This is a genomic window from Peribacillus sp. B2I2 (assembly GCF_041261685.1).
GTDB lineage: Bacteria > Bacillota > Bacilli > Bacillales > DSM-1321 > Peribacillus.
Map to the genome: position 1 here is coordinate 1,073,035 of NZ_JBGCCB010000001.1, position 19,104 is coordinate 1,092,138.

19 protein-coding genes and 2 riboswitches are annotated in these 19,104 nt (G+C 41.4%); of the genes, 9 read left to right on the plus strand and 10 right to left on the minus strand.

What is annotated here, in order from left to right; all coding sequences use genetic code 11:
* Nucleotides 1–158 precede the first annotated feature (158 nt).
* The 3 genes from ABIE66_RS05415 (at nt 159) to ABIE66_RS05425 (ending at nt 3,488) form a co-directional block, all read left to right on the plus strand.
* A complete protein-coding gene (locus tag ABIE66_RS05415) occupies nt 159–1,088 on the plus strand; it encodes a cation diffusion facilitator family transporter (protein ID WP_370014105.1) in 930 nt (309 codons plus the stop codon).
* Nucleotides 1,089–1,378: 290 nt separating this feature from the next.
* Nucleotides 1,379–2,068, plus strand: a complete 690-nt coding sequence (locus ABIE66_RS05420) for a response regulator transcription factor (RefSeq protein WP_289317653.1) — start codon at nt 1,379–1,381, stop codon at nt 2,066–2,068.
* Nucleotides 2,058–3,488, plus strand: a complete 1,431-nt coding sequence (locus tag ABIE66_RS05425; protein WP_370014106.1) for a HAMP domain-containing sensor histidine kinase — start codon at nt 2,058–2,060, stop codon at nt 3,486–3,488. Before ABIE66_RS05420 ends, ABIE66_RS05425 begins: the two co-directional genes overlap by 11 nt.
* A gap of 67 nt (nt 3,489–3,555) precedes the next feature.
* On the opposite strand, the gene spx is transcribed toward ABIE66_RS05425, so the two are convergent.
* Nucleotides 3,556–3,951, minus strand: a complete 396-nt coding sequence (gene spx, locus ABIE66_RS05430; RefSeq protein WP_057912582.1) for a transcriptional regulator Spx — start codon at nt 3,949–3,951, stop codon at nt 3,556–3,558.
* Between the two features lie 255 nt (nt 3,952–4,206).
* On the opposite strand from spx, the gene modB reads away from it, so the two are divergent.
* Nucleotides 4,207–4,860 (plus strand): molybdate ABC transporter permease subunit, encoded by a 654-nt coding sequence (gene modB, locus ABIE66_RS05435; RefSeq protein WP_370014107.1) that lies wholly within the window; start codon nt 4,207–4,209, stop codon nt 4,858–4,860.
* Here modB and ABIE66_RS05440 read toward each other — a convergent pair.
* On the minus strand, nt 4,822–5,301 hold the full coding sequence (locus ABIE66_RS05440; RefSeq protein WP_289327245.1) for a GNAT family N-acetyltransferase: 480 nt from the start codon (nt 5,299–5,301) through the stop codon (nt 4,822–4,824). The genes modB and ABIE66_RS05440 overlap by 39 nt on opposite strands.
* Before the next feature lie 115 nt (nt 5,302–5,416).
* Between ABIE66_RS05440 and ABIE66_RS05445 the strand changes: the two genes are divergently transcribed.
* Both ABIE66_RS05445 and cspD read left to right on the plus strand, forming a co-directional pair.
* Nucleotides 5,417–5,908, plus strand: a complete 492-nt coding sequence (locus tag ABIE66_RS05445) for a hypothetical protein (protein ID WP_289317650.1) — start codon at nt 5,417–5,419, stop codon at nt 5,906–5,908.
* Between the two features lie 198 nt (nt 5,909–6,106).
* On the plus strand, nt 6,107–6,304 hold the full coding sequence (gene cspD, locus ABIE66_RS05450; protein ID WP_289323971.1) for a cold-shock protein CspD: 198 nt from the start codon (nt 6,107–6,109) through the stop codon (nt 6,302–6,304).
* Between the two features lie 70 nt (nt 6,305–6,374).
* Here cspD and ABIE66_RS05455 read toward each other — a convergent pair whose 3' ends face one another.
* From ABIE66_RS05455 to ABIE66_RS05470, 4 genes are all read right to left on the minus strand, one after another.
* A complete protein-coding gene (locus tag ABIE66_RS05455; protein WP_289323972.1) occupies nt 6,375–6,542 on the minus strand; it encodes a hypothetical protein in 168 nt (55 codons plus the stop codon).
* Nucleotides 6,543–6,658: 116 nt separating this feature from the next.
* Complete coding sequence (locus ABIE66_RS05460; RefSeq protein WP_370014108.1) at nt 6,659–7,096, minus strand: flavodoxin domain-containing protein; 438 nt, start codon at nt 7,094–7,096, stop codon at nt 6,659–6,661.
* Nucleotides 7,068–8,120, minus strand: coding sequence for a ribonucleotide-diphosphate reductase subunit beta (locus ABIE66_RS05465; RefSeq protein WP_289317647.1), 1,053 nt, complete (start codon nt 8,118–8,120; stop codon nt 7,068–7,070). Before ABIE66_RS05465 ends, ABIE66_RS05460 begins: the two co-directional genes overlap by 29 nt.
* Before the next feature lie 45 nt (nt 8,121–8,165).
* A complete protein-coding gene (locus ABIE66_RS05470; RefSeq protein WP_483313974.1) occupies nt 8,166–10,463 on the minus strand; it encodes a ribonucleoside-diphosphate reductase subunit alpha in 2,298 nt (765 codons plus the stop codon).
* A gap of 140 nt (nt 10,464–10,603) precedes the next feature.
* Nucleotides 10,604–10,783: riboswitch (cobalamin riboswitch) on the minus strand.
* 293 nt (nt 10,784–11,076) lie between these two features.
* On the opposite strand from ABIE66_RS05470, the gene ABIE66_RS05475 reads away from it, so the two are divergent.
* Nucleotides 11,077–12,006: a manganese-dependent inorganic pyrophosphatase gene (locus ABIE66_RS05475; protein ID WP_370014109.1), complete on the plus strand. Its 930-nt coding sequence runs from the start codon at nt 11,077–11,079 to the stop codon at nt 12,004–12,006.
* A gap of 99 nt (nt 12,007–12,105) precedes the next feature.
* Here ABIE66_RS05475 and ABIE66_RS05480 read toward each other — a convergent pair whose 3' ends face one another.
* The 4 genes from ABIE66_RS05480 to ABIE66_RS05495 all read right to left on the minus strand — a co-directional run bounded on the left by ABIE66_RS05480 (nt 12,106) and on the right by ABIE66_RS05495 (nt 16,361).
* Nucleotides 12,106–12,252 (minus strand): hypothetical protein, encoded by a 147-nt coding sequence (locus tag ABIE66_RS05480; RefSeq protein WP_289323976.1) that lies wholly within the window; start codon nt 12,250–12,252, stop codon nt 12,106–12,108.
* A gap of 85 nt (nt 12,253–12,337) precedes the next feature.
* Complete coding sequence (locus tag ABIE66_RS05485; protein ID WP_370014110.1) at nt 12,338–13,795, minus strand: SulP family inorganic anion transporter; 1,458 nt, start codon at nt 13,793–13,795, stop codon at nt 12,338–12,340.
* Between the two features lie 890 nt (nt 13,796–14,685).
* Nucleotides 14,686–14,776, minus strand: a riboswitch (cyclic di-GMP riboswitch).
* Between the two features lie 145 nt (nt 14,777–14,921).
* Nucleotides 14,922–15,113: a hypothetical protein gene (locus ABIE66_RS05490; protein WP_370014112.1), complete on the minus strand. Its 192-nt coding sequence runs from the start codon at nt 15,111–15,113 to the stop codon at nt 14,922–14,924.
* A gap of 36 nt (nt 15,114–15,149) precedes the next feature.
* Complete coding sequence (locus ABIE66_RS05495) at nt 15,150–16,361, minus strand: MFS transporter (RefSeq protein WP_370014113.1); 1,212 nt, start codon at nt 16,359–16,361, stop codon at nt 15,150–15,152.
* Nucleotides 16,362–16,558: 197 nt separating this feature from the next.
* On the opposite strand from ABIE66_RS05495, the gene ABIE66_RS05500 reads away from it, so the two are divergent.
* Together ABIE66_RS05500 and ABIE66_RS05505 are read left to right on the plus strand one after the other, a co-directional pair.
* The gene (locus tag ABIE66_RS05500) at nt 16,559–17,884 is read left to right on the plus strand and encodes a CitMHS family transporter (protein WP_370016984.1); all 1,326 of its coding nucleotides are present in this window, start codon (nt 16,559–16,561) and stop codon (nt 17,882–17,884) included.
* A 169-nt stretch (nt 17,885–18,053) separates the two neighbouring features.
* Complete coding sequence (locus tag ABIE66_RS05505) at nt 18,054–18,686, plus strand: superoxide dismutase family protein (RefSeq protein WP_370014115.1); 633 nt, start codon at nt 18,054–18,056, stop codon at nt 18,684–18,686.
* Nucleotides 18,687–19,104: the final 418 nt, after the last annotated feature.

The following is a 19,104-nucleotide window of genomic DNA, read 5'->3' on the forward strand; positions in this document are numbered from 1 at the left end:
TTTAGCTTTGAAATGGTTGAAGGCAGAGTATTGATCCCCGCTAAATGGATCAGGGCATACATTTTTTCCAGCGGTGAACCCGTGAAGTGAATCAATTGAAACCATTCTGGATTTATCCCATACTATATATAAGTTTTAAATCCGAGAGGAGGGATGGCATGGGACATCATCATGGTCACTCCCATGATCATGGGCACGGACACCACCACCATCATACTAATAATAAAAAAGTGTTGTTGGCATCTTTCTTATTGATCTCCACATTTATGGTAGTTGAGGTCATTGGGGGATTCATGACAAATAGTCTGGCTTTACTGTCGGATGCAGGTCACATGCTTAGCGATGCAGCAGCTTTAGGACTTAGTTATACAGCGATAAGGTTGGGGGAAAGGAAAGCGACATCGACCAAATCGTATGGATATAAACGGTTTGAAATCATTGCTGCCTGTTTGAATGGATTGACCTTGATCGTTATATCCGTATTCATTTTCATAGAGGCAATTAAGAGGTTCGTGGATCCCCCTGAAGTGCAAAGCTTGGGAATGCTAATGATTTCAATCATTGGTTTACTGGTTAATGTCATTGCGGCATGGATATTAATGAGCGGGGATAAGGAAGACAATTTGAATGTTCGGAGTGCTTTTTTACATGTGATGGGCGATATGCTCGGATCTGTGGGAGCCATTGCTGCCGCACTTTTGATTTATTTTTTCGATTGGGGAATAGCCGATCCGATTGCGAGCGTCATAGTCGCGATTTTAATTATTATCAGCGGTATTAGGGTGGTGAGGGATTCTTTCCATATCTTGATGGAGGGCACACCCAACCAAGTCGATATGGATGACGTAAAAGCATCCTTGATGGATTTGGACAGTGTATCCGATGTCCATGATCTCCATATCTGGACGATTACTTCTGGTTTTTTGACAATGAGTTGCCATGTTGTCATTGATGAGGGGGGCAATCACGATTCAGTTCTAGCAGAAGCTCAAAAACTTCTTCACGATCAGTTTGGAATTGAACATAGCACGATTCAAGTGGAAAGGCAGGAGGCAGGCTGTCCGAATCCACACGAGACATGTAATTGAAAAGAGGCCGGCTCTAAGTTAGAGCCAGTCTCTTAAGGGTGTTATCATAAGTTTTTACAAGCGATTTCATATCCATATGACTTTATTGAACCAGTCAGATGCATCCCTGTAAAATGAGTCGAGAACACTTGTACAAAATAAGTTATGGAAAATACTAAGTGAAAACATCGGTCTGCGAACATAATCCTGACACATTCAAAGGGTAAGATTGAGGAAAAAAGCTTTGATTATTTTAATAGTTAGCATATACAAAATGATTCCACTATAATTCAGGAAGGAGGAATCCCTATATGAAGAAAATTCTTGTAGTAGAAGATGAAATTGCCATTTCGATGGTATTGAAAGCATATTTGGAGCGTGAAGGTTTTAATGTAGTCCAAGTATACGATGGACTAAAAGCCATTCCGGTTTTTGAAGATGCGAAGCCAGACCTTGTCCTGCTTGATGTCATGTTGCCTGGAAAGGAAGGCTGGGATATATTGAAGGAAATTCGGGAGGACGATACATGCCCGGTTATCATGTTGACGGCACTGAACGATGTAGATTACCGATTATCCGGATTTAAGTCAGGTGCGGATGATTACATCTCCAAACCATTTGTTGCCGAAGAAGTCGTGGCCCGGGTGCATGCCGTTTTAAGAAGGTCCTCGACAGTTGTTGCGGAAGATGAACATGTTCATGAGTTTGGGAGTTTAACCATCGATGACCAGTCTTATATGGTGCAATTGAATGGGGAAGAAATAAACTTGACTCCGCGTGATTTGTCGCTGCTCATTTTTTTCGCTAAGCACCCTAATCAAATCTTCACGAGAGAACAACTTCTCGATCAAGTATGGGGTATGGATTATGATGGCAGTGACCGTGCCGTGGACCTGGCGATCAAACGGATCAGGAAGGCGATTGATGCATGGCCTGTAACTGAGGGGGAAATAAAAACATTGCGTGGATTGGGGTATCAATTGAGTGTCTATGAAAACTAAAAAAAGAACCACTTTACAACGATATTGGACTAAGAGATACGTATTGACCTTGATTTCCGGTTTGATATTATTGTCTGTTTTTTCCTTATGGTGGATGGAAAAAACAGCTTTGGAATATAGGCTTAGCCTCCTTAAGTACTTAGCTGATGAAACATCCGACCGTGCGATAAAGGAAAATGGTCAGATTGTCGTTGGCCCGATCCTTGCGGAGATTGTTGAGGAAAGGGAGAAAATCCTTCATTTGAACCAACAGCCAATCATCTATATCGTCGACCCCGATGCCAGCATCATATATACGATGCCTCAATTGTATATCGATCCGGATGAAAATAAACTTCCGGACGTCATTATGAAAAATAAGGAGTTAATCCAGAAGGTCAAGATTTCCGACAACAAAGTATATGTCGTCAAATCCCCGATTACGTTTAATGGTGAGACGAGAGGCTGGGTGGTCATTGCACAGGAAGAAGGGGCATTGGAGGAAATCAACCAAGATCATGGCTTATTGGCAATCATGATTGGAGGCCTTCTAATTCTGGGGACGGGAGTCATTTATTTTCTTTCCAGGCAGATTTCGCGACCCATCCAAGACGTAGCTAACGCTGCTGTCCAGGTTCGTGAAGGCAACTACGATATCCATTTCAAAGAGGAAGAGGAGATCAAGGAAGAAGAAATTTATGAACTGATAGAATCTTTTAAGGAAATGACCAATCGATTGAAGGTCATGGAGAAGTTGCGGGCGGAATTGCTTGCAGGCGTAACCCATGATTTGAAAACGCCAGTCACTTCCATTAGCGGACTCATACAAGCGGTTAAGGATGAGGTCGTTACGGGAGAGCAAAGTAAGGAATTCCTCGATATTTCCTTAAAGGAAACTCAACGTCTGCAAGATATGATAGAGGATTTACTTAATTATAATGCCATATCGGCAGGAGCTTTTAAAATTCGGGTGCAAAAAGAAAATATCAATATATTCATCCAGGAAATCGCTTATCGCTGGCAAGTGACCCAGGATGATGATCAAGCTTTCGCTTTTGAGATAAAAGTACCTGATGAACCGGTCTTTGGTCAAATTGATTCATTGCGGATGCAGCAAATCGTCATTAACCTTTTGAATAATGCCAGGCATGCACTTGATGGCAACGGGAAAATTGCGATTCGCCTTTATGAAAAGGATGAAGAACGAATCTTCATTGATGTACTGGACAGTGGCCGGGGAATCCCAAAACATGAACAACAATTTGTGTTCGAACCATTTTATCGGGGGGAAAACAAAAAGTTGAAAGTACGTGGTTTAGGTTTGGGACTGCCATTCAGTAAAATGCTCGCAAAAGCGCAAAAGGGAGATCTTGTGCTTAAGGATAGCAATGAAAAAGGTACCACCTTCACGATCATTATAGAGAAAGCGAATCAGATATAAAAAAAGGGTTGTCCGATTTTAATGGACAACCCTTCTTTTATGCAACTGCACGTAACATGCTAACTAATTATGCCAATTGGCTGATTGCACGCCATAATTGTACATGACGGACCTTCCTTGGAAGGAAGCGTCCCATTTCTTCTTCATTATATCCAGCATGCAAGTTCTTATGGTCGAAAATGATCGGCCTGCGGAGTAGATCAGGGTTATCTTGAATAAGCTTGCAAAGATCATTAAGTGGTGTATTATTTATATCGATATTCAGGCTTTTGAATTTTTTGGAACGGGTTGAGATGATTTCATCTGTTCCGCCTTCCGTTTTACGTAAAATCTCTTTTATTTCTTCTATAGAAAGAGGTTGGGAATATAGGTTGCGTTCATTGTATGAAATTTCATTTTTCTTAAGCCAAGCTTTTGCTTTACGACAGGCTAAACTGCTTGGAGTAGTATAAATTGTTACCATTTAAAATCGACTCCTTCAAAGTTTCAAAGTTTTAAAGTTTATTGGAATGAATTTATTTTTACATTTGTGATACTCTTACTTTAACGTTTCTATGTGTCAGCAAGATGTCAAGAAAAATAAACTTAAAAGTTATTTCAAAAGAAAGGGAGAAAATGAAATGCAATCTGCCTTTAATGAAAAAAAAACCGATTCGGTGAAAATGCCGAACAAGCACCAGCATAGGCTCATAAATAAGATGGATGAGCGGATAGGATTATGACAGGGGATTTTTGGTCACCTGTCAGGCTATCGATACAGGTCGCAGGATTAGCGGGTATCCTTGTTTTCATTATCGGGATTATTCTTGCGCGTATGATGGCTAAAAAGCAATTCAGGGGAAGAGTCCTGTTGGAAACAGCATTTTTATTGCCGCTTGTTCTGCCTCCTTCTGTCGTAGGTTTTTTATTGATCGTGATTTTTGGGAATAATGGAATGCCAGGCCAATTCATTGAAAGGGTTTTTGATCAGTCCCTGATGTTCACGTGGTGGGCGGCGGTCATTGCATCCACTGTGGTGGCTTTTCCGCTTATGTACCAATCCGCTAAAACAGGTTTTGAGGGTATTGATGAAGAAATTGAAAATGCAGCAAGGGTTGACGGTGCCGGCGAATGGAGATTGTTCCTGTTTGTATCCCTTCCATTGGCAGTCAAATCCATCGTCACAGGTGGCATATTGAGTTCTGCACGTGCGTTGGGGGAATTCGGGGCCACACTTATGTTTGCCGGAAACATTCCCGGACAAACACAAACGATACCAACCGCGATTTATATCGCCATGGACTCCGGGAATATGACATTGGCATGGCTATGGGTTGCGGTAATCATCGTCATTTCATTCATTATGCTTTTTGTCGTGACGTACATAAAATGAATGCTGTTTCTCGAAGCTGCTTATGAAAAAGAGAGGTGCGGCCTCAATGTCTTCTTTATGGGTGAAGCCGTTTTTTTCATAAAGCTTCCGAGCAGGCAGGTTCATTTTACCGGTCGATACGGATATCGTATCCCAGCCACCTTGTAATTGAAGAGCAGTCAACAGGGCGTCCGCAATACCCTGCCGAAAATAATCGGGGTGGACGACCATTCGGCAAATACGCATTAGCCTATTTTCCTTTGTATAGGATATTGCTCCTGCTAAGGCATCCCCCTTTAAAAAGCATATGAACGATTCATTACATTGAATGAAATGTTCATATGTTTCCAATAATGGAGGGATATCGGCATAGCCGATCATATCCGCTTCCACCTTATAGGATGCTTTTTGAAGTTTATAAAGCTGCCGGCCATAATCGGAGTCCAAGTCCCGAATTTTCATGATCAATCAAATCACTCCCTTTCATTACATTATAATGGAAGAGGGAGATTATTGTTTCTTATCAGTCTGTGTTATAATCGACAAACAATATGAACTAATGAAATGAGGAAGAAATTTGTTAACATTTGAAGAAAAATTGAGCATCATTGAAACTTTTCCGGAATTACAGCGAAAAGACGTTTCATTGGGACGTGTGAATTTCCATTATCCGGAAAGTGTCCAGGAGAAAAAGATCGTCGTTCAGCATTTGCATCCTAATGGAAATGGATTCGTTTATGCCGGCCATATGAGAAAAAAAGATACTGACCGTAAAGGGTTCATCAATATACGTGACTATAATGAAGCGGAATTAAAAGAACTAATCAAAAAAAGCATGGAATATCTTTCTGAACCTCCTGTTGAAATCGAGGAAGAGGAAAACGAGTTCGCTAGGTTGGAAGGAACATGGATTGGACGTGAAAAGCAAGAGCTTTCACTTGAAAGGGAAGACCAACTTTGGAACGTGTATTCAGGTTCGAATCTGGAGGAGTGTTTCGAGAGTCCAGTAGAGGCGGAACGCTACTTATTGGACGAAGGCTTCCGTCAAAGCAAGAAGCGAAAAATGTAGAATTTTAGGATAATTTGTCGGTTGAATTACTGTGATAATCATGTTTTTTTTGGATTTCCCATGATATAATATGAGTAATTATTTTTGTTCGGAATAAGTTTGATAGAAGGATTTACTGTTATAGGATTCCTCTTGAAACATTATCCAGAACCAAAAATAGTAATAAAATGGATTTTTCCAAACACAGGAGGAACTATCATGGTACAAGGTAAAGTAAAATGGTTTAACGCAGAAAAAGGTTTCGGTTTCATCGAAGTTGAAGGCCAAGACGACGTATTCGTACATTTCTCAGCTATCCAAGGCGACGGCTTCAAAACGCTTGAAGAAGGCCAAGAAGTTTCTTTCGAAATCGAGCAAGGCGCTCGTGGACCACAAGCAGCTAACGTTCAAAAATAATTGAACGCATATAAAAAAAGACTCCGATTCTGGAGTCTTTTTATTTTTTTCCTTGTAAGGGAAGCCACGTTCATGCTTCTTTTTTTTCGGCCATTTCCTTCAATACTCTGTCCAATTTTTCTTCGATCCGTTTTGAACGATTAAAATGCCCTGTCAGGTAAAACACAATGAATATAACGAATACGACAAGCACTAGCATAAAAAGGATAGGCAGGAACTGAGTTATATTATCAGACATGTTTATCTCCTTTTTTCCTTCATTATACTTCATGTTCACCCTTGCTATGATACACGGAACTAAGTTTATTTTAAAAAAACTGAAAGGGATATGCGAAAATGCATATCTCCTTTCAGTCAGTTCAGGAATAGCGAGGCGAACTTTTGAAGTCTGGACAAGTCCGATTCTTGATACATTTGTTCTATCTTCAATGTCACCAATAACTGGCTCTTGGCAAATAACATGTCCCGGAAATGATCTACCGCCCCACAAAAATGATTGTAGTTGGTTTCACCAGTTCCGAATACTCCCGTTTTAAGATGAGCAATTGACAGCTGCTCCAGTTCTGTATAAAGTGCTGCTGATTTAGCAGGCAGCTCGCCGTTTCCCCATGTATAGGTACCAACGATCAATGCATCGTAATCCGGTAATGTACGTAAATCGAATTCATTCATTCGATATAGTTCAGATTTAGGTAATAGGGAAGCGATGGCTTCAGCAAGCGCTTTTGTATTGCCTCCGGCAGAATGATAGACAATGGCAACTTTATAGCTCATCGAACCCATTGCTGGCATTTACTTGACTGTATGTCCTAGACTTCTGTTCGAAGAAATCGGTTTTGGTAAGGCCGATGGATTCATCATCGAACGTTTTGATCCATGGCATCGGGTTCTCGCTATATTCTTTATACAAGTTTTCAAGGCCTAGCATGCGTAACCGTTTGTTGGCTATATATTCGATGTATTCATTGAATTCTTCCAAATCGAGATCGGCTTTGGTTTGGATATCTTCAAGCATATATTCAGACCATTCCTTTTCGAGTTCGACGGCTTTTTCAATCGTTGTATAAATGAACTTCGTGTTTTCTTCATTATTTAACTCAGGATATTCATACATCAAGATTTGAACGAGCATTCCAATGAAATCGAAATGGACCATTTCATCGCGATGAATATAGGATATCATCGTAGCCGAACCGGTCATAAGGTTCTGGCGTCCTAAATTATAATAGAAAGCGAAAGCCAAATAGAAATAAATCCCTTCGAGGTTCGTTGAATGGATCAGTGCCTCGAATAAATGCTGGGGGCTTGGATCGTCCACGAACGTTTGATAGGCATCCACGATCGGTTGATTACGCTTTATTACTTCAGGATGTTCTTTAATGCGGTCGAAAAGCTGTTTTTGCTTGCCTACTGGGATCAGGGAAGCAAGGATATAGGAATAAGATTCATTATGGATGGATTCCTGCTGGGCCATATTGGCCAGGATAGCTTTTGCCGCCGGATCTTTGATGTACCGAAGGATTTCTACTAAAGTGGGCGTTTGTAGACTGTCCATTCCAGCAATCATCGTAAGGATATCAAGAAAAGCGTCCTGGATATCTTCGTCCAATTCGCCCCACTGCTTTTTATCCTGAATCATGTTCACGCTCGATGGTTTCCAAAAGTTATTGATGAGCTGAGTATAGGTATCATAGAATTTTTCATACTGAATATCGTTCCAAAGGAGAAAGCCTGAAGCTTCTCCTTTGAAAACACCTGTCGCTTTAGTTGGATGCGTTGGTTCCAGCATCCGGATCTTTTTGATATGATTTGTCATTCGTGAAAACTCCTTTAAGAGTAGATTACTGGGTTATGGTTGTCGTTAACTTGAACAGCTTTCGCAGGCATTGTCATATTCGGAAGAAGTTGAACGAACATAATATGTTGATTTCAACCCGGATTCCCAAGCGGTTAAATGTATATCCAATAGGACCTTGGCTTTGATTGTGTTGTGTACATACAGATTAAAGCTGATTGCTTGGTCAATATGGCGTTGGCGGGCAGCATTTTGCCTGATGCTTTCCAGTTGATCCAAATTAAATCGGGTCTTTTTATAATATTCATACGTATTTGGCGTCAAGCCTGGTGCGGTCACCTTGAATTTAAAGTTTTTCTTTTCCTCGTAAAATTCAATTTCATACAAAGGATCGATCCCATCCGTGGAATTACCGATCTTGGCAGTCGATGAATTGGGGGCAATGGCCATTAAATATCCATTACGGGTCCCGTGTTCCTGGACGTTTGCTTTTAAATCCATCCATTTTTGATCCGTATAGTCACGCAGTTCGAAATATTCCCCTGTATGCCAATCCGATCCTTCGAAATATGGGTACGTTCCTTTTTCCTTAGCCAATTCATTGGATGCCTTGATCGTTAAGTAAGCGATCTTTTCGTATAATGCATCGGCATATTCAACTGCCTCATCCGATTCCCAATAAATATTCTGTGTGGCAAGTAAATGATGCCATCCAAACGTTCCTAAACCAATTGCCCGGTAACGTTTGTTCGAGATGGATGCTTGCTTGACCGGAAGATTATTCACATCGATTACGTTATCCAGCATCCGGATCTGAATGGGAATCAACCTTTCCAAAACATCGCTGCTCACCGCACGGGGCAAGTTAATGGATGAAAGGTTGCAGACAACGAAATCGCCGCTTTTACGAACAACAACGACATCTCCATCTTCTGTTTCGTATTCATCGGTGATCGTCGAAGGGCTTAAGTTTTGAGCAATCTCGGTGCAAAGGTTAGAACAATAAATCATACCTTTATGTTTATTTGGATTCTTCCGGTTCACTTCATCGCGGTAGAACATATATGGTACGCCTTCTTCTAATTGAGAAATCATGATGCTTTTCATGATGTCCATCGCATTGATCTTTTCAAAGCTATAGTTTGGAAGCGAACCATTTTCTGCGGCCTCGACAGCAAGTGCATAATGATTCCTGAAGCTTCCTTCGCCTTTCTTCTCGTCGTAAAGGTCTTCAAGTGAGAATCCAAGGGTTTGCTTGACGGTATGCGGATCGAAAAGATACCATTCTTTTCTGTCACGTACAGCCTCCATGAATAAATCAGGAATGCATACACCCGTAAAAATATCATGGGCTTTTAATCTGTCATCCCCGTTTTGCGTCTTCAAATCAAGAAAGCTCATGATATCTTTATGCCAGGCATCCAAGTAAATCGCGATGGCACCTTTACGTTGCCCCAATTGATCGACACTGACAGCTGTCTGGTTGAATAGTCGAATCCAAGGAGTCGTGCCGGAACTATTTCCAGAGAAACCACGGATATCGGAACCAAGCGAGCGGATCTTACCAACGTAAAGACCGACACCGCCACCGAATTTTGATACTTTTGCGGCATCGTAGTTAGATAGGTAGATACCATCAATGGAATCTTCAATTGCGTCGATAAAGCAAGAGCTTAACTGTCCATGCGTTTTTCCTGCATTGGAGAGTGTAGGTGTCGCAACAGTCATATAAAGGTTGGACATTGCCCAGTAAGCTTCTTTGATAAGTTGCAGGCGGTGCTCCGTTTTTTCCAATCGCATGATTTCCATCGCGATGATCATGAAGCGCTCTTGGGGCAGTTCGTAGACCTTGTCCTTTTTTGGGCGGGCTAGGTAGCGATCGTTTAATAAGTAGATGCCTATGTAAGAAAATAATTTATCCTTTTCCGGGTCGATCACCGAACCCAATTCCTCAATTTCCGCTTTCGTATAAGAAGAGAGCAGTTCTGATTTATAGATGGGGTAACGCTGGCCTTCTGAAAGTTGGGAGAGTTCCGTGATCAGTTCATAGAATGGGCCATAACTTATGCCTTCATAACCTCGATTAGCTTGTGCATCCCTATACATCGCATTCAACAGTTCTGCTGCAGCAACGAACGTCCAATCGGGAGCATCGATATCGACACTTTCCAGAGCGAGCTGAATCAGTTTCTTTGATGCCTGTTCTTCGGTTGAGTCACTTTTGCGATCAAGCCATTTTGTAAAACGCTTCTTGAACTTTTCCATATCGAGACGGCCTTCAAATTCCTTCGATAACATCTCAAGCTGGATGGAATTCGTGTCGGTGTCATTTTCACTTATGGTAGAGTTATATGTTTGAGTCATTAATAATCCTCCTTGTAAACTTCCGCTAAAATAAAAAAAAACCGCCCAATGAATTGAGCGGATCAAACGATAGAATAAAAGAGCCATGAAAAAATAGCCATTATGCTATCGTTTCATCATCTCAATCCCCGAAGAATAAGAAACGTGAAAAATTCAAGGCAGGTCTCCTGACTCATGATCATCCTACTTTGAGTCCTTCCCGTATAGAGAGCTATACAGTGGTTTCTCATTTCGTCACATTTACAGTTGCGGGGACAGTTCCGGGTTCGCACCGGATTCCCTTTTCAGCCATCGCTGGCACCTTGGATTACAAAAAATTCTATATATAGTTATTAGTGTTGTTTGTGTAATCAATATCTAGTATTTCTGCTTATATTATCGTAAGCCATATACGATGATAATTCAACTAATATATTTGAGAAAAACCAACCCTTATCTATTGACAAAGGGAAGGTAGAGGGTGAAAGAATGAAAGATTTTATTGGGGAATGGGTAATTCAAGCACTGAATTTAGGGGATTTTGTGTTAAAATAAAGTGTATAGTAAAGGTGGCTCTCCTTTATTGCGATAAGGGGATTCGCGGAAAAATATTTATGAAAAAGGAGATAAAATCTTGGAAAAAGTATTAGTTTTTGGACATAAAAACCCGGATACAGACACAATCTGTTCAGCAATCGCTTATGCAGATCTGAAAAAGCAGTTAGGTATCAACGCTGAACCAGTTCGTCTGGGTGAAGTGAATGGTGAAACTCAATATGCGTTGGACCACTTCAAATTCGAAGCTCCTCGTCTTGTGGAAAAAGTGGCAGGGGAAGCTGATGGCGTGATCCTGGTCGATCACAATGAACGCCAGCAAAGTGCTGAAGATATTGACCAAGTACGTGTGTTGGAAGTTATCGACCATCACCGCATCGCTAACTTTGAAACAAGCGATCCTTTATATTACCGTGCGGAACCAGTTGGCTGTACGGCAACCATTTTAAATAAAATCTATAAAGAAAACGGCGTTGAAATCCCAAAAGCGATTGCAGGTCTTATGCTGTCTGCCATCATTTCGGATTCTTTATTGTTCAAATCGCCGACCTGCACGGATCAAGACGTTGCAGCAGCTATGGAACTGGCTGATATTGCGGGAGTCAACGCTGAAACATATGGTTTGGAAATGTTGAAGGCGGGAGCTGACTTGAGCGACAAAACGATTGCCCAGCTTATCACTCTTGATGCAAAAGAATTCTCCATGGGCATGGCTAAAGTGGAGATAGCTCAGGTCAATGCTGTTGATCCGAACGAAGTCCTTGCTAAGCAAGCCGAACTAGAAGCAGCCATTGAATCGGTCATCGCTGTGAAGGAATTGGATTTATTCCTATTCGTAGTAACGGATATCCTGACCAATGATTCTGTTGCCTTGGCTCTTGGTAAAGCAGCCAACGCAGTGGAAAAAGCATATGACGTTTCATTAAACAATAACATCGCCGTCTTAGAGGGCGTTGTATCGCGTAAAAAACAAATCGTGCCGGTCTTAACGGGCGTATTCAGTAAATAATATAGGGAAAGGGGTGCTCATTAAAAACGTGGGCATCCTTTTTCTGTACATGCAAAAAAAGACTCAACCATCCATTTAAAGGTGTTTGAGTCTTTTTTCTTAATTCAAAGTTTCCTTTTCTTTTTCATAGGCGATGACAATCAGTTCTTTATTGGCTTCCTCGCCAAGTTTGCTTTCAAAGCTTTTCAGTTCATTCAATAAATCTGGTGACAGATTTGCTGCCGTATAATCCTGCTCGGATGTCATGCTTTTCGCTCCTTTCAAAAGGAAATATTCCATGTTATCTATTTTGTCGGTTTGAAAAGTTTCTATTCAGCAGAGTTTTACTTCTTCAAGAAATTTTACTTTCGGATGTAGCGAGTTTTTCCAGCAATAACGAACTTTCCTCATCGAGGCCTTGCACCTGGACAGGTGTACCTCGTAGCTGATATTTTAGGACAACCGTATCAACAGCACCGACTGCAGAAGCATCCCATATTTTAGAGAGGGAAAAGTCGATGATGATTGCATCGGCTTTTTCCTTGAAATCAAACTTCGAAACAAAGTCCTGGACCGAAGCGAAAAATATTTGTCCGCTAATACGATAAGTGATTTTCTTAGCATGGATGTCTTCCGTTTTCTCAACAGCCACTTTAGAAATTTTAGCTGAGAAGAAAATCATGCTCAAGAGCACTCCAGCCAATACCCCTTTTGATAAGTCATGCGTATATAGGACAATGAGGACCGTCACGATCATCACGGCTGCATCCGTCCTTGGAGCCTTATTGAGCCTCTTTAGGGAAGACCAGTCAAATGTCCCGATTGAAACCATGATCATGACTGCTGCAAGTGCAGCCATCGGTATTTTAATAAGGACGTCATTCAGTACCACGATTAATACCATAAGGAATGCGCCAGCTACAAAAGTGGAGAGTCGGCCCCTTCCTCCTGATTTAATATTGATACCGGATTGACCGATCATTGCACATCCTGCCATGCCGCCAAAACATCCGGCGATGATATTAGCAATTCCTTGGCCTTTGGCTTCCTTATTTTTATTACTGTCCGTGTCAGTCATTCCATCGACTATTTGAGCTGTCAATAACGATTCAAGCAACCCCACAAACGCCAGGGCAATGGAATATGGCAAAATGATCGCCAAAGTTTCGAAGGTCAAAGGGATGTCTGGAAGCATGAACATCGGAAGTGCTTCGGTCAATTGCCCCATATCCCCAACAGTCCGTACCGTAGCCCCCGTAGTAACTGCAACGATCGTCATGAATATGATGGCGACAAGTGGTGAAGGAATGACTTTCGAGATCAGCGGAAAAAGATAAATGATAGCTAATGAAACGGCTGTCATGACATACATGATCCATGTTTCGCCGACGAAATGGGTGAGCTGTGCCGTGAAAATCAAGATGGCTAAAGAATTCACGAAACCAGTCATGACTGGCTTTGGGATGAACTTCATTAATTTCCCGATTTTGAAAACCCCTAGTAAAATTTGGAGCAATCCCGTCAATATTGTTGCAGCAAGTAAATAGTTCAAGCCGTGATCTTTAACAAGATCGACCATGACGAGTGCCATTGCTCCAGTGGCAGCCGATATCATTCCCGGCCTTCCGCCGACAAAAGAGATGACGATGGCAATGCAGAATGAGGCATATAGACCAACCATTGGGTCTACACCAGCAATGATCGAAAAGGCAATCGCCTCTGGAATCAATGCCAAGGCAACGACAATTCCGGATAGAACATCTCCTCGAACGTTGCCAAACCATTCCTGTTTGTATGCAGATTTATTCAAAGAAACACTCCTTCTTTCTTTTACTTATGTGTGTTAATCTTCTTTTTTAACGCACTAAATTATAGCATGAGTACTTCTTTCTATCTATATGGATAATATAAACGACAAATTGAGGGCTATTCATGTCTTATCATTTACAGGCGAATGAACGGAGTATGCTCAGAAGGAAGATTTGGTTCAAGAAGTGCCAGTTCTATAATTGAGGAAACCAAGGCTGAAGAAACCTCGATCTTACTATACGATGAATCGGTAAACATTTTTTGTAAAGCACTTCGATAGGGTTTTCGAAACTGAATGAAACGATTATCCCAAAATGGGGGGATGAATTGCAGTTGTCGGTTCCGTTGGTGGTGAATTGGAATGATACATTTAGCCAATAAGGCAATGGACGCATTTAAATTGGGCTGTATTGAACTGGAAGTGGAGTTTATGCCTTCCCATTAAAACCTGATTGAAAGAGAGGCAGCACAGGGCACACATGCTTATAATGCCAGTAGAATGGATTCCCGAAAGGATTTATATCAATGGGCATGAGGTAAAATGGCTTTTTTTACCGGAACGAGATTTCCCTTTTCACCATGCATGGTAGTGGTGAAGGAGCCCTGTGTAAGGGGCTATCCCTTTTCATTGATACTGGATTTACATTTTGGACATGTCACTTCTTTATAATGCTTGAACCTGATCTTTCGTAGGTCGCTTCTGGTCAACATTGCGAATACATTATATCTTGTGCCGCAAGCACAAGTATTTTTATCTTTAACTATGTGTCTCTCATCCGTAGTAGCTGAATAAATGGTTGGAAAAAACATATATAACCCTCCTTTTTCTAATTTTAGGCAAATTAAAAAGGGGCAAGAAATAATAATAAAGCGATCTAATTCAAGATAAATCTTGGCAGCCCGGCTGCCATGACAACTAAGTTGTTGGGTTAGGCCCGTGGCTTTGCGTCTTTTACTTTCATAAAATTTGCCTAAAATAATCTTAACATAAAATTGAAGTGCGGAAAAAATACTTATCAGTTTAATGGGTGGGGATGAAGATATTAAAGTGGTTAGCCCCAACGGTAACATTTAGCTTGTTTAATTCATTTTCTGTTGAATCCATCTTTACAAGGGTTGCATGTTATTCACTGATAGGCTTGAAAGTGATCCGTTTCCAATCTTTTTTCTCGGTTTTCCTTCGATAATACCGCATTCACTTCAGTAACAAGATTTCCTTCTGCTATTTCCAATGATTTTTCTTCTAACTTTTTTTCGGATCCGACCAAACAAACCTGTTGAGAAGTAACCAGCACTACGGCTTGTTGAGCATTAAACATATAAAAGCCTGCTTTCTTCTGAAAGCAGGCCTTCGATTAATGTGATCTGGCCAACTCCGGATTGCGGTGCATCGCGAAATAGAGGACAAGTCCGGCGATGAGGAGCAAGGTGCTGGTCGTGATGAATACAGCGGAGAATCCATAGAAACCGGCGACCATTCCGCCCATTGCAGGTCCGATGATATTGCCTAAAAAGCGTAGACTCGTATTGTACCCAAGTACTTCCCCTTGCATTGTGACAGGCGCTTCCTGGCGAATGTAGGCAATCCTTACAGGGATGATGCCGCCTATGGCCATGCCGAGTATGAACCGTACAAAAACAAGCTGCCAAAAATGATTGATGAAGGCACCAGGCAAGTAGACAAGTGCAGTCAGAAAAAGAAGCAGCACAAGAATCTTCACATGTCCATGCCGATCACCTATCTTGCCCCAGTGACGCGCCATCAATAAATTCCCTAGGCCTGCTGCAGAAAAGGCGATACCTGAATAAAATCCAAGATTGGAAGTTCCATGCAGCTCGCCAACGTATAAAGAAAGAATGGGCTGGATGCTGAAGTGGGCAACTTGAACAAGGGTCGAAATGAGCATGACATTCACTAGGATCGGATTCCGTAAGATATGCGAAAGAACCTCCCTGCTTGTATAGCTCGACTTTGTTCCCTTTTGCCGTTCCATTTGATATTCCTTGGTTGCAAAAACAAGAAGTCCAGAGATGAAAATGGTGATGGAGGTGAATTTAAAGGCGGTTGAATAGCCGAGTGTGTCTGCAAGAATGCCTCCAAGCAATGGCCCGAAAAGTGAACCAGTTATATTACCCGTTTGCAGTGTCCCCAGTACGCGTCCGGCAATTTCTTTCGGGGTCTGCGTTGATATGAAGGCCTGTGACATGGATATGAAGCCAGTGAAAATTCCCGTGAACATCCTTAAGACGAATAGCTGCCAAACATTTTCAACGAATCCCATCAAGAAAATGGACAGTCCCATCCCAAAGGCACAGGCAATCAAGATTTTCTTTCTGCCATACCGGTCACCAATCCGTCCCCAAATGGGGGAAAATAAAAAGGCAGTCACAAAAGTGATCCCAAATGTCCATCCGGACCAATGCTGGATGTATTGAGTCGAATAATCCCCGAATGTTCCAATGTATAAAGATATGAATGGAAGAACCATCGTCATGCTTCCGCCTATGAAGAAGTTGGCGAACCACATGATGAAAAGATTCCGTTTAGCTACTTTATGAGCATTCATTTTACATACAACACTTCTTTCCTCCGAAAAAAAACTTCGGGTTCCTAAATAATAGTATACAGAAATTAGCTGATTTTTTAAACGAATTTGATTTTTGATGATAAAAACTGGTTTTTTAATGAATGTGCAAATGGTATAATGTGAAAATATTGATTTTTCAGAAAAATTAGATAAAATGAAAAGCGTTCATTTTTCAAATTAAAGGAGTTTTCAGCATGTTAACTATTTTAGGATTTTGCATGATTTTAACGTTTCTGGTCTTAGTCATCACAAAGCGTCTATCCGTTGTCGTCGCTTTTATCTTCACGGCGATTGCTTTTGGTCTGATTGGCGGGTTTGCATCTGAAATGGGAGATATGATGGTGGCAGGTATTTTAAAGGTTACACCGACAGCAGTCATGATCGTTTTTGCTATTTTATATTTTGGTTTAATGATTGACGTTGGTTTATTCGAGCCGATGATCGCGAAAATACTGAGTTTTGTAAAAGGCGATCCGCTAAAGGTTGTCATGGCAACCGCCATTATAACCATATTGGTAGGTTTGGATGGAGACGGTTCTTCCACATTCATGATCACCGTTTCGGCTATGCTTCCGCTTTATATGAAATTAGGGATGAACAGGCTCGTACTGGCCTGTGTCGTTGGTTTAGGTGCTGGGGTCATGAATATGATTCCATGGGGCGGTCCTTTGGTGAGAGCGGCCGCTAGCCTTCAAGTTGAAGTATCGGAGTTATTCCTTCCTCTCATTCCGGTCATGATTTGCGGGCTTATATGGACTCTTTTTTCGGCATATGTACTTGGCAAAAAGGAAAGGGAGAGATTAGGAGTCAGTTCGAAGGAGACGACCATGCTACCTGGTATGAGTGAACAGGCTGCAGCTGTTGAAACCACACCTAAAGGAACATCCAAGTTATTTTGGTTTAATTGGCTCTTGACGATTTTACTGATGGTATTGTTAGTGATGGAAGTGCTGCCAATTCAAATCCTATTTGCCTCCGCCTTTGCGATTGCATTATTTGTTAACTTTCCGAACCCACAAGAACAGCAGGAAAGGATTTTAAGTCATGCCAATAGTTTCGTGATGATCTGTACGCTCATTTTCGCTGCAGGAATATTTACAGGTGTATTCACAGAAACAAAGATGATGGACTCGATGGCAGCTTCAATCGTAACCTTCATTCCGGATTGGCTTGGGGCACATTTGCCGCTTGTGGTAGCGCTAACGAGTATTCCGATGGGGTTCATATTCTCACCTGATGCCTATTACTTTGGCATTCTACCAATCATAAGTGAAACGGCATCGAACTTCGGTATTGCCCCTGTAGAAATCGGAAGGGCCGCTTTATTAGGTCATTCGACCACAGGGTTCCCATTATCGCCATTGGTGCCTGCAACATTCATATTGATTGGTCTTGTAGGCGTGGATTTTGGGGATCATCAAAAATTCCTGTTTAAATGGGCGTTTGGGTCAACGATCATCATGACGATCGCAGCCATTACTTTCGGTGTCATCACTTTGTAAAATGTGAGCCCATTAAGCTATAATGTATAATTCTTGTCTGTGTATTTAGTAAGGGGCTCACTCTCACTGATGTAATCTATTTTCCCATTTATCCCGCTTTCTGTTTATTCTTCCATAATAGTGGAAAGTAATAAGAGGAATATACATAAAGAGAGTGAGGGAATTTATCATGAATTATAAACAAAAACTCGTGCTTCCTATGTGTGCTGCCTTTTTACTGTATGGATGTAATTCTGCTGATGATTCAAATCAGGCCGACAAAAATGCCGAGGACATGAATACGATGGGACAAGGAACACAAACAGAGGTTGATCCGCAGGTTAAAGCGGAAATGAAAGATGTAGAAGGTAAAACGCTTGGTACGGTAAACTTTACCGCGGAAGAAAATGCTGTAGTGATCGAGACCGCTTTGGAAGGCCTTGAGCCAGGCTATCACGGATTCCATGTTCACGAAAACGCAGCATGTGAAGCGGATGCTAAGGATGGCCCTTTCACTACAGCGGGGGGGCACTTCAATCCAACTGATGAAACCCACTCGAATCATGCAGGGGACATGCCCCCTCTCTATGTAAAAGAAGATGGGACAGCGAAGTATACGGCAACATTGGATAACATGACAGTGGACCAACTGAAGAAAGAGGAGTTGGCTGTCATCGTTCATGCAAATCCAGACAACTTTGCCAATATCCCTGACCGTTATGAAGCCAATGGAGAAAAAGGACCTGATGAAGATACCTTGAAAACTGGTGATGCAGGCGATCGACAAGCTTGCGGAATTGTTGTCAGTTCAGAGGAGAATTAAATTTAATGAAGCAAGAGCGATTCTTCTAAAGGGGAATCGCTTTTTTTCATTTAAATAAAACTAAGAAAGACGATAATTAATAAGAATAGTTGCACCCATACAAAAGATTTAATGATGAGCACAGCCCAAGTGTTCCTTCGTAAGCCAAAGTATAGAATGGTACAGAAAAAAAATAAACTCATACTGCCACGAAAAATCGGATAACTTGAATTAGTATCCACAAAAAATAGAACGATATTGACTAACGCTGTTAAGATAAATAAAAAGATGTAGGCCTTAAAAATCCTTTCTTTTCGTTGGAATTCATGTTGAAATTGATACATCGAATAATCCCCCAACTTATACCTTTTATTAAAATATAACATACACTTAGCTTACGTTTCCTCCTTGTTTCTACAAGTGTTCATGAAATAAGAAT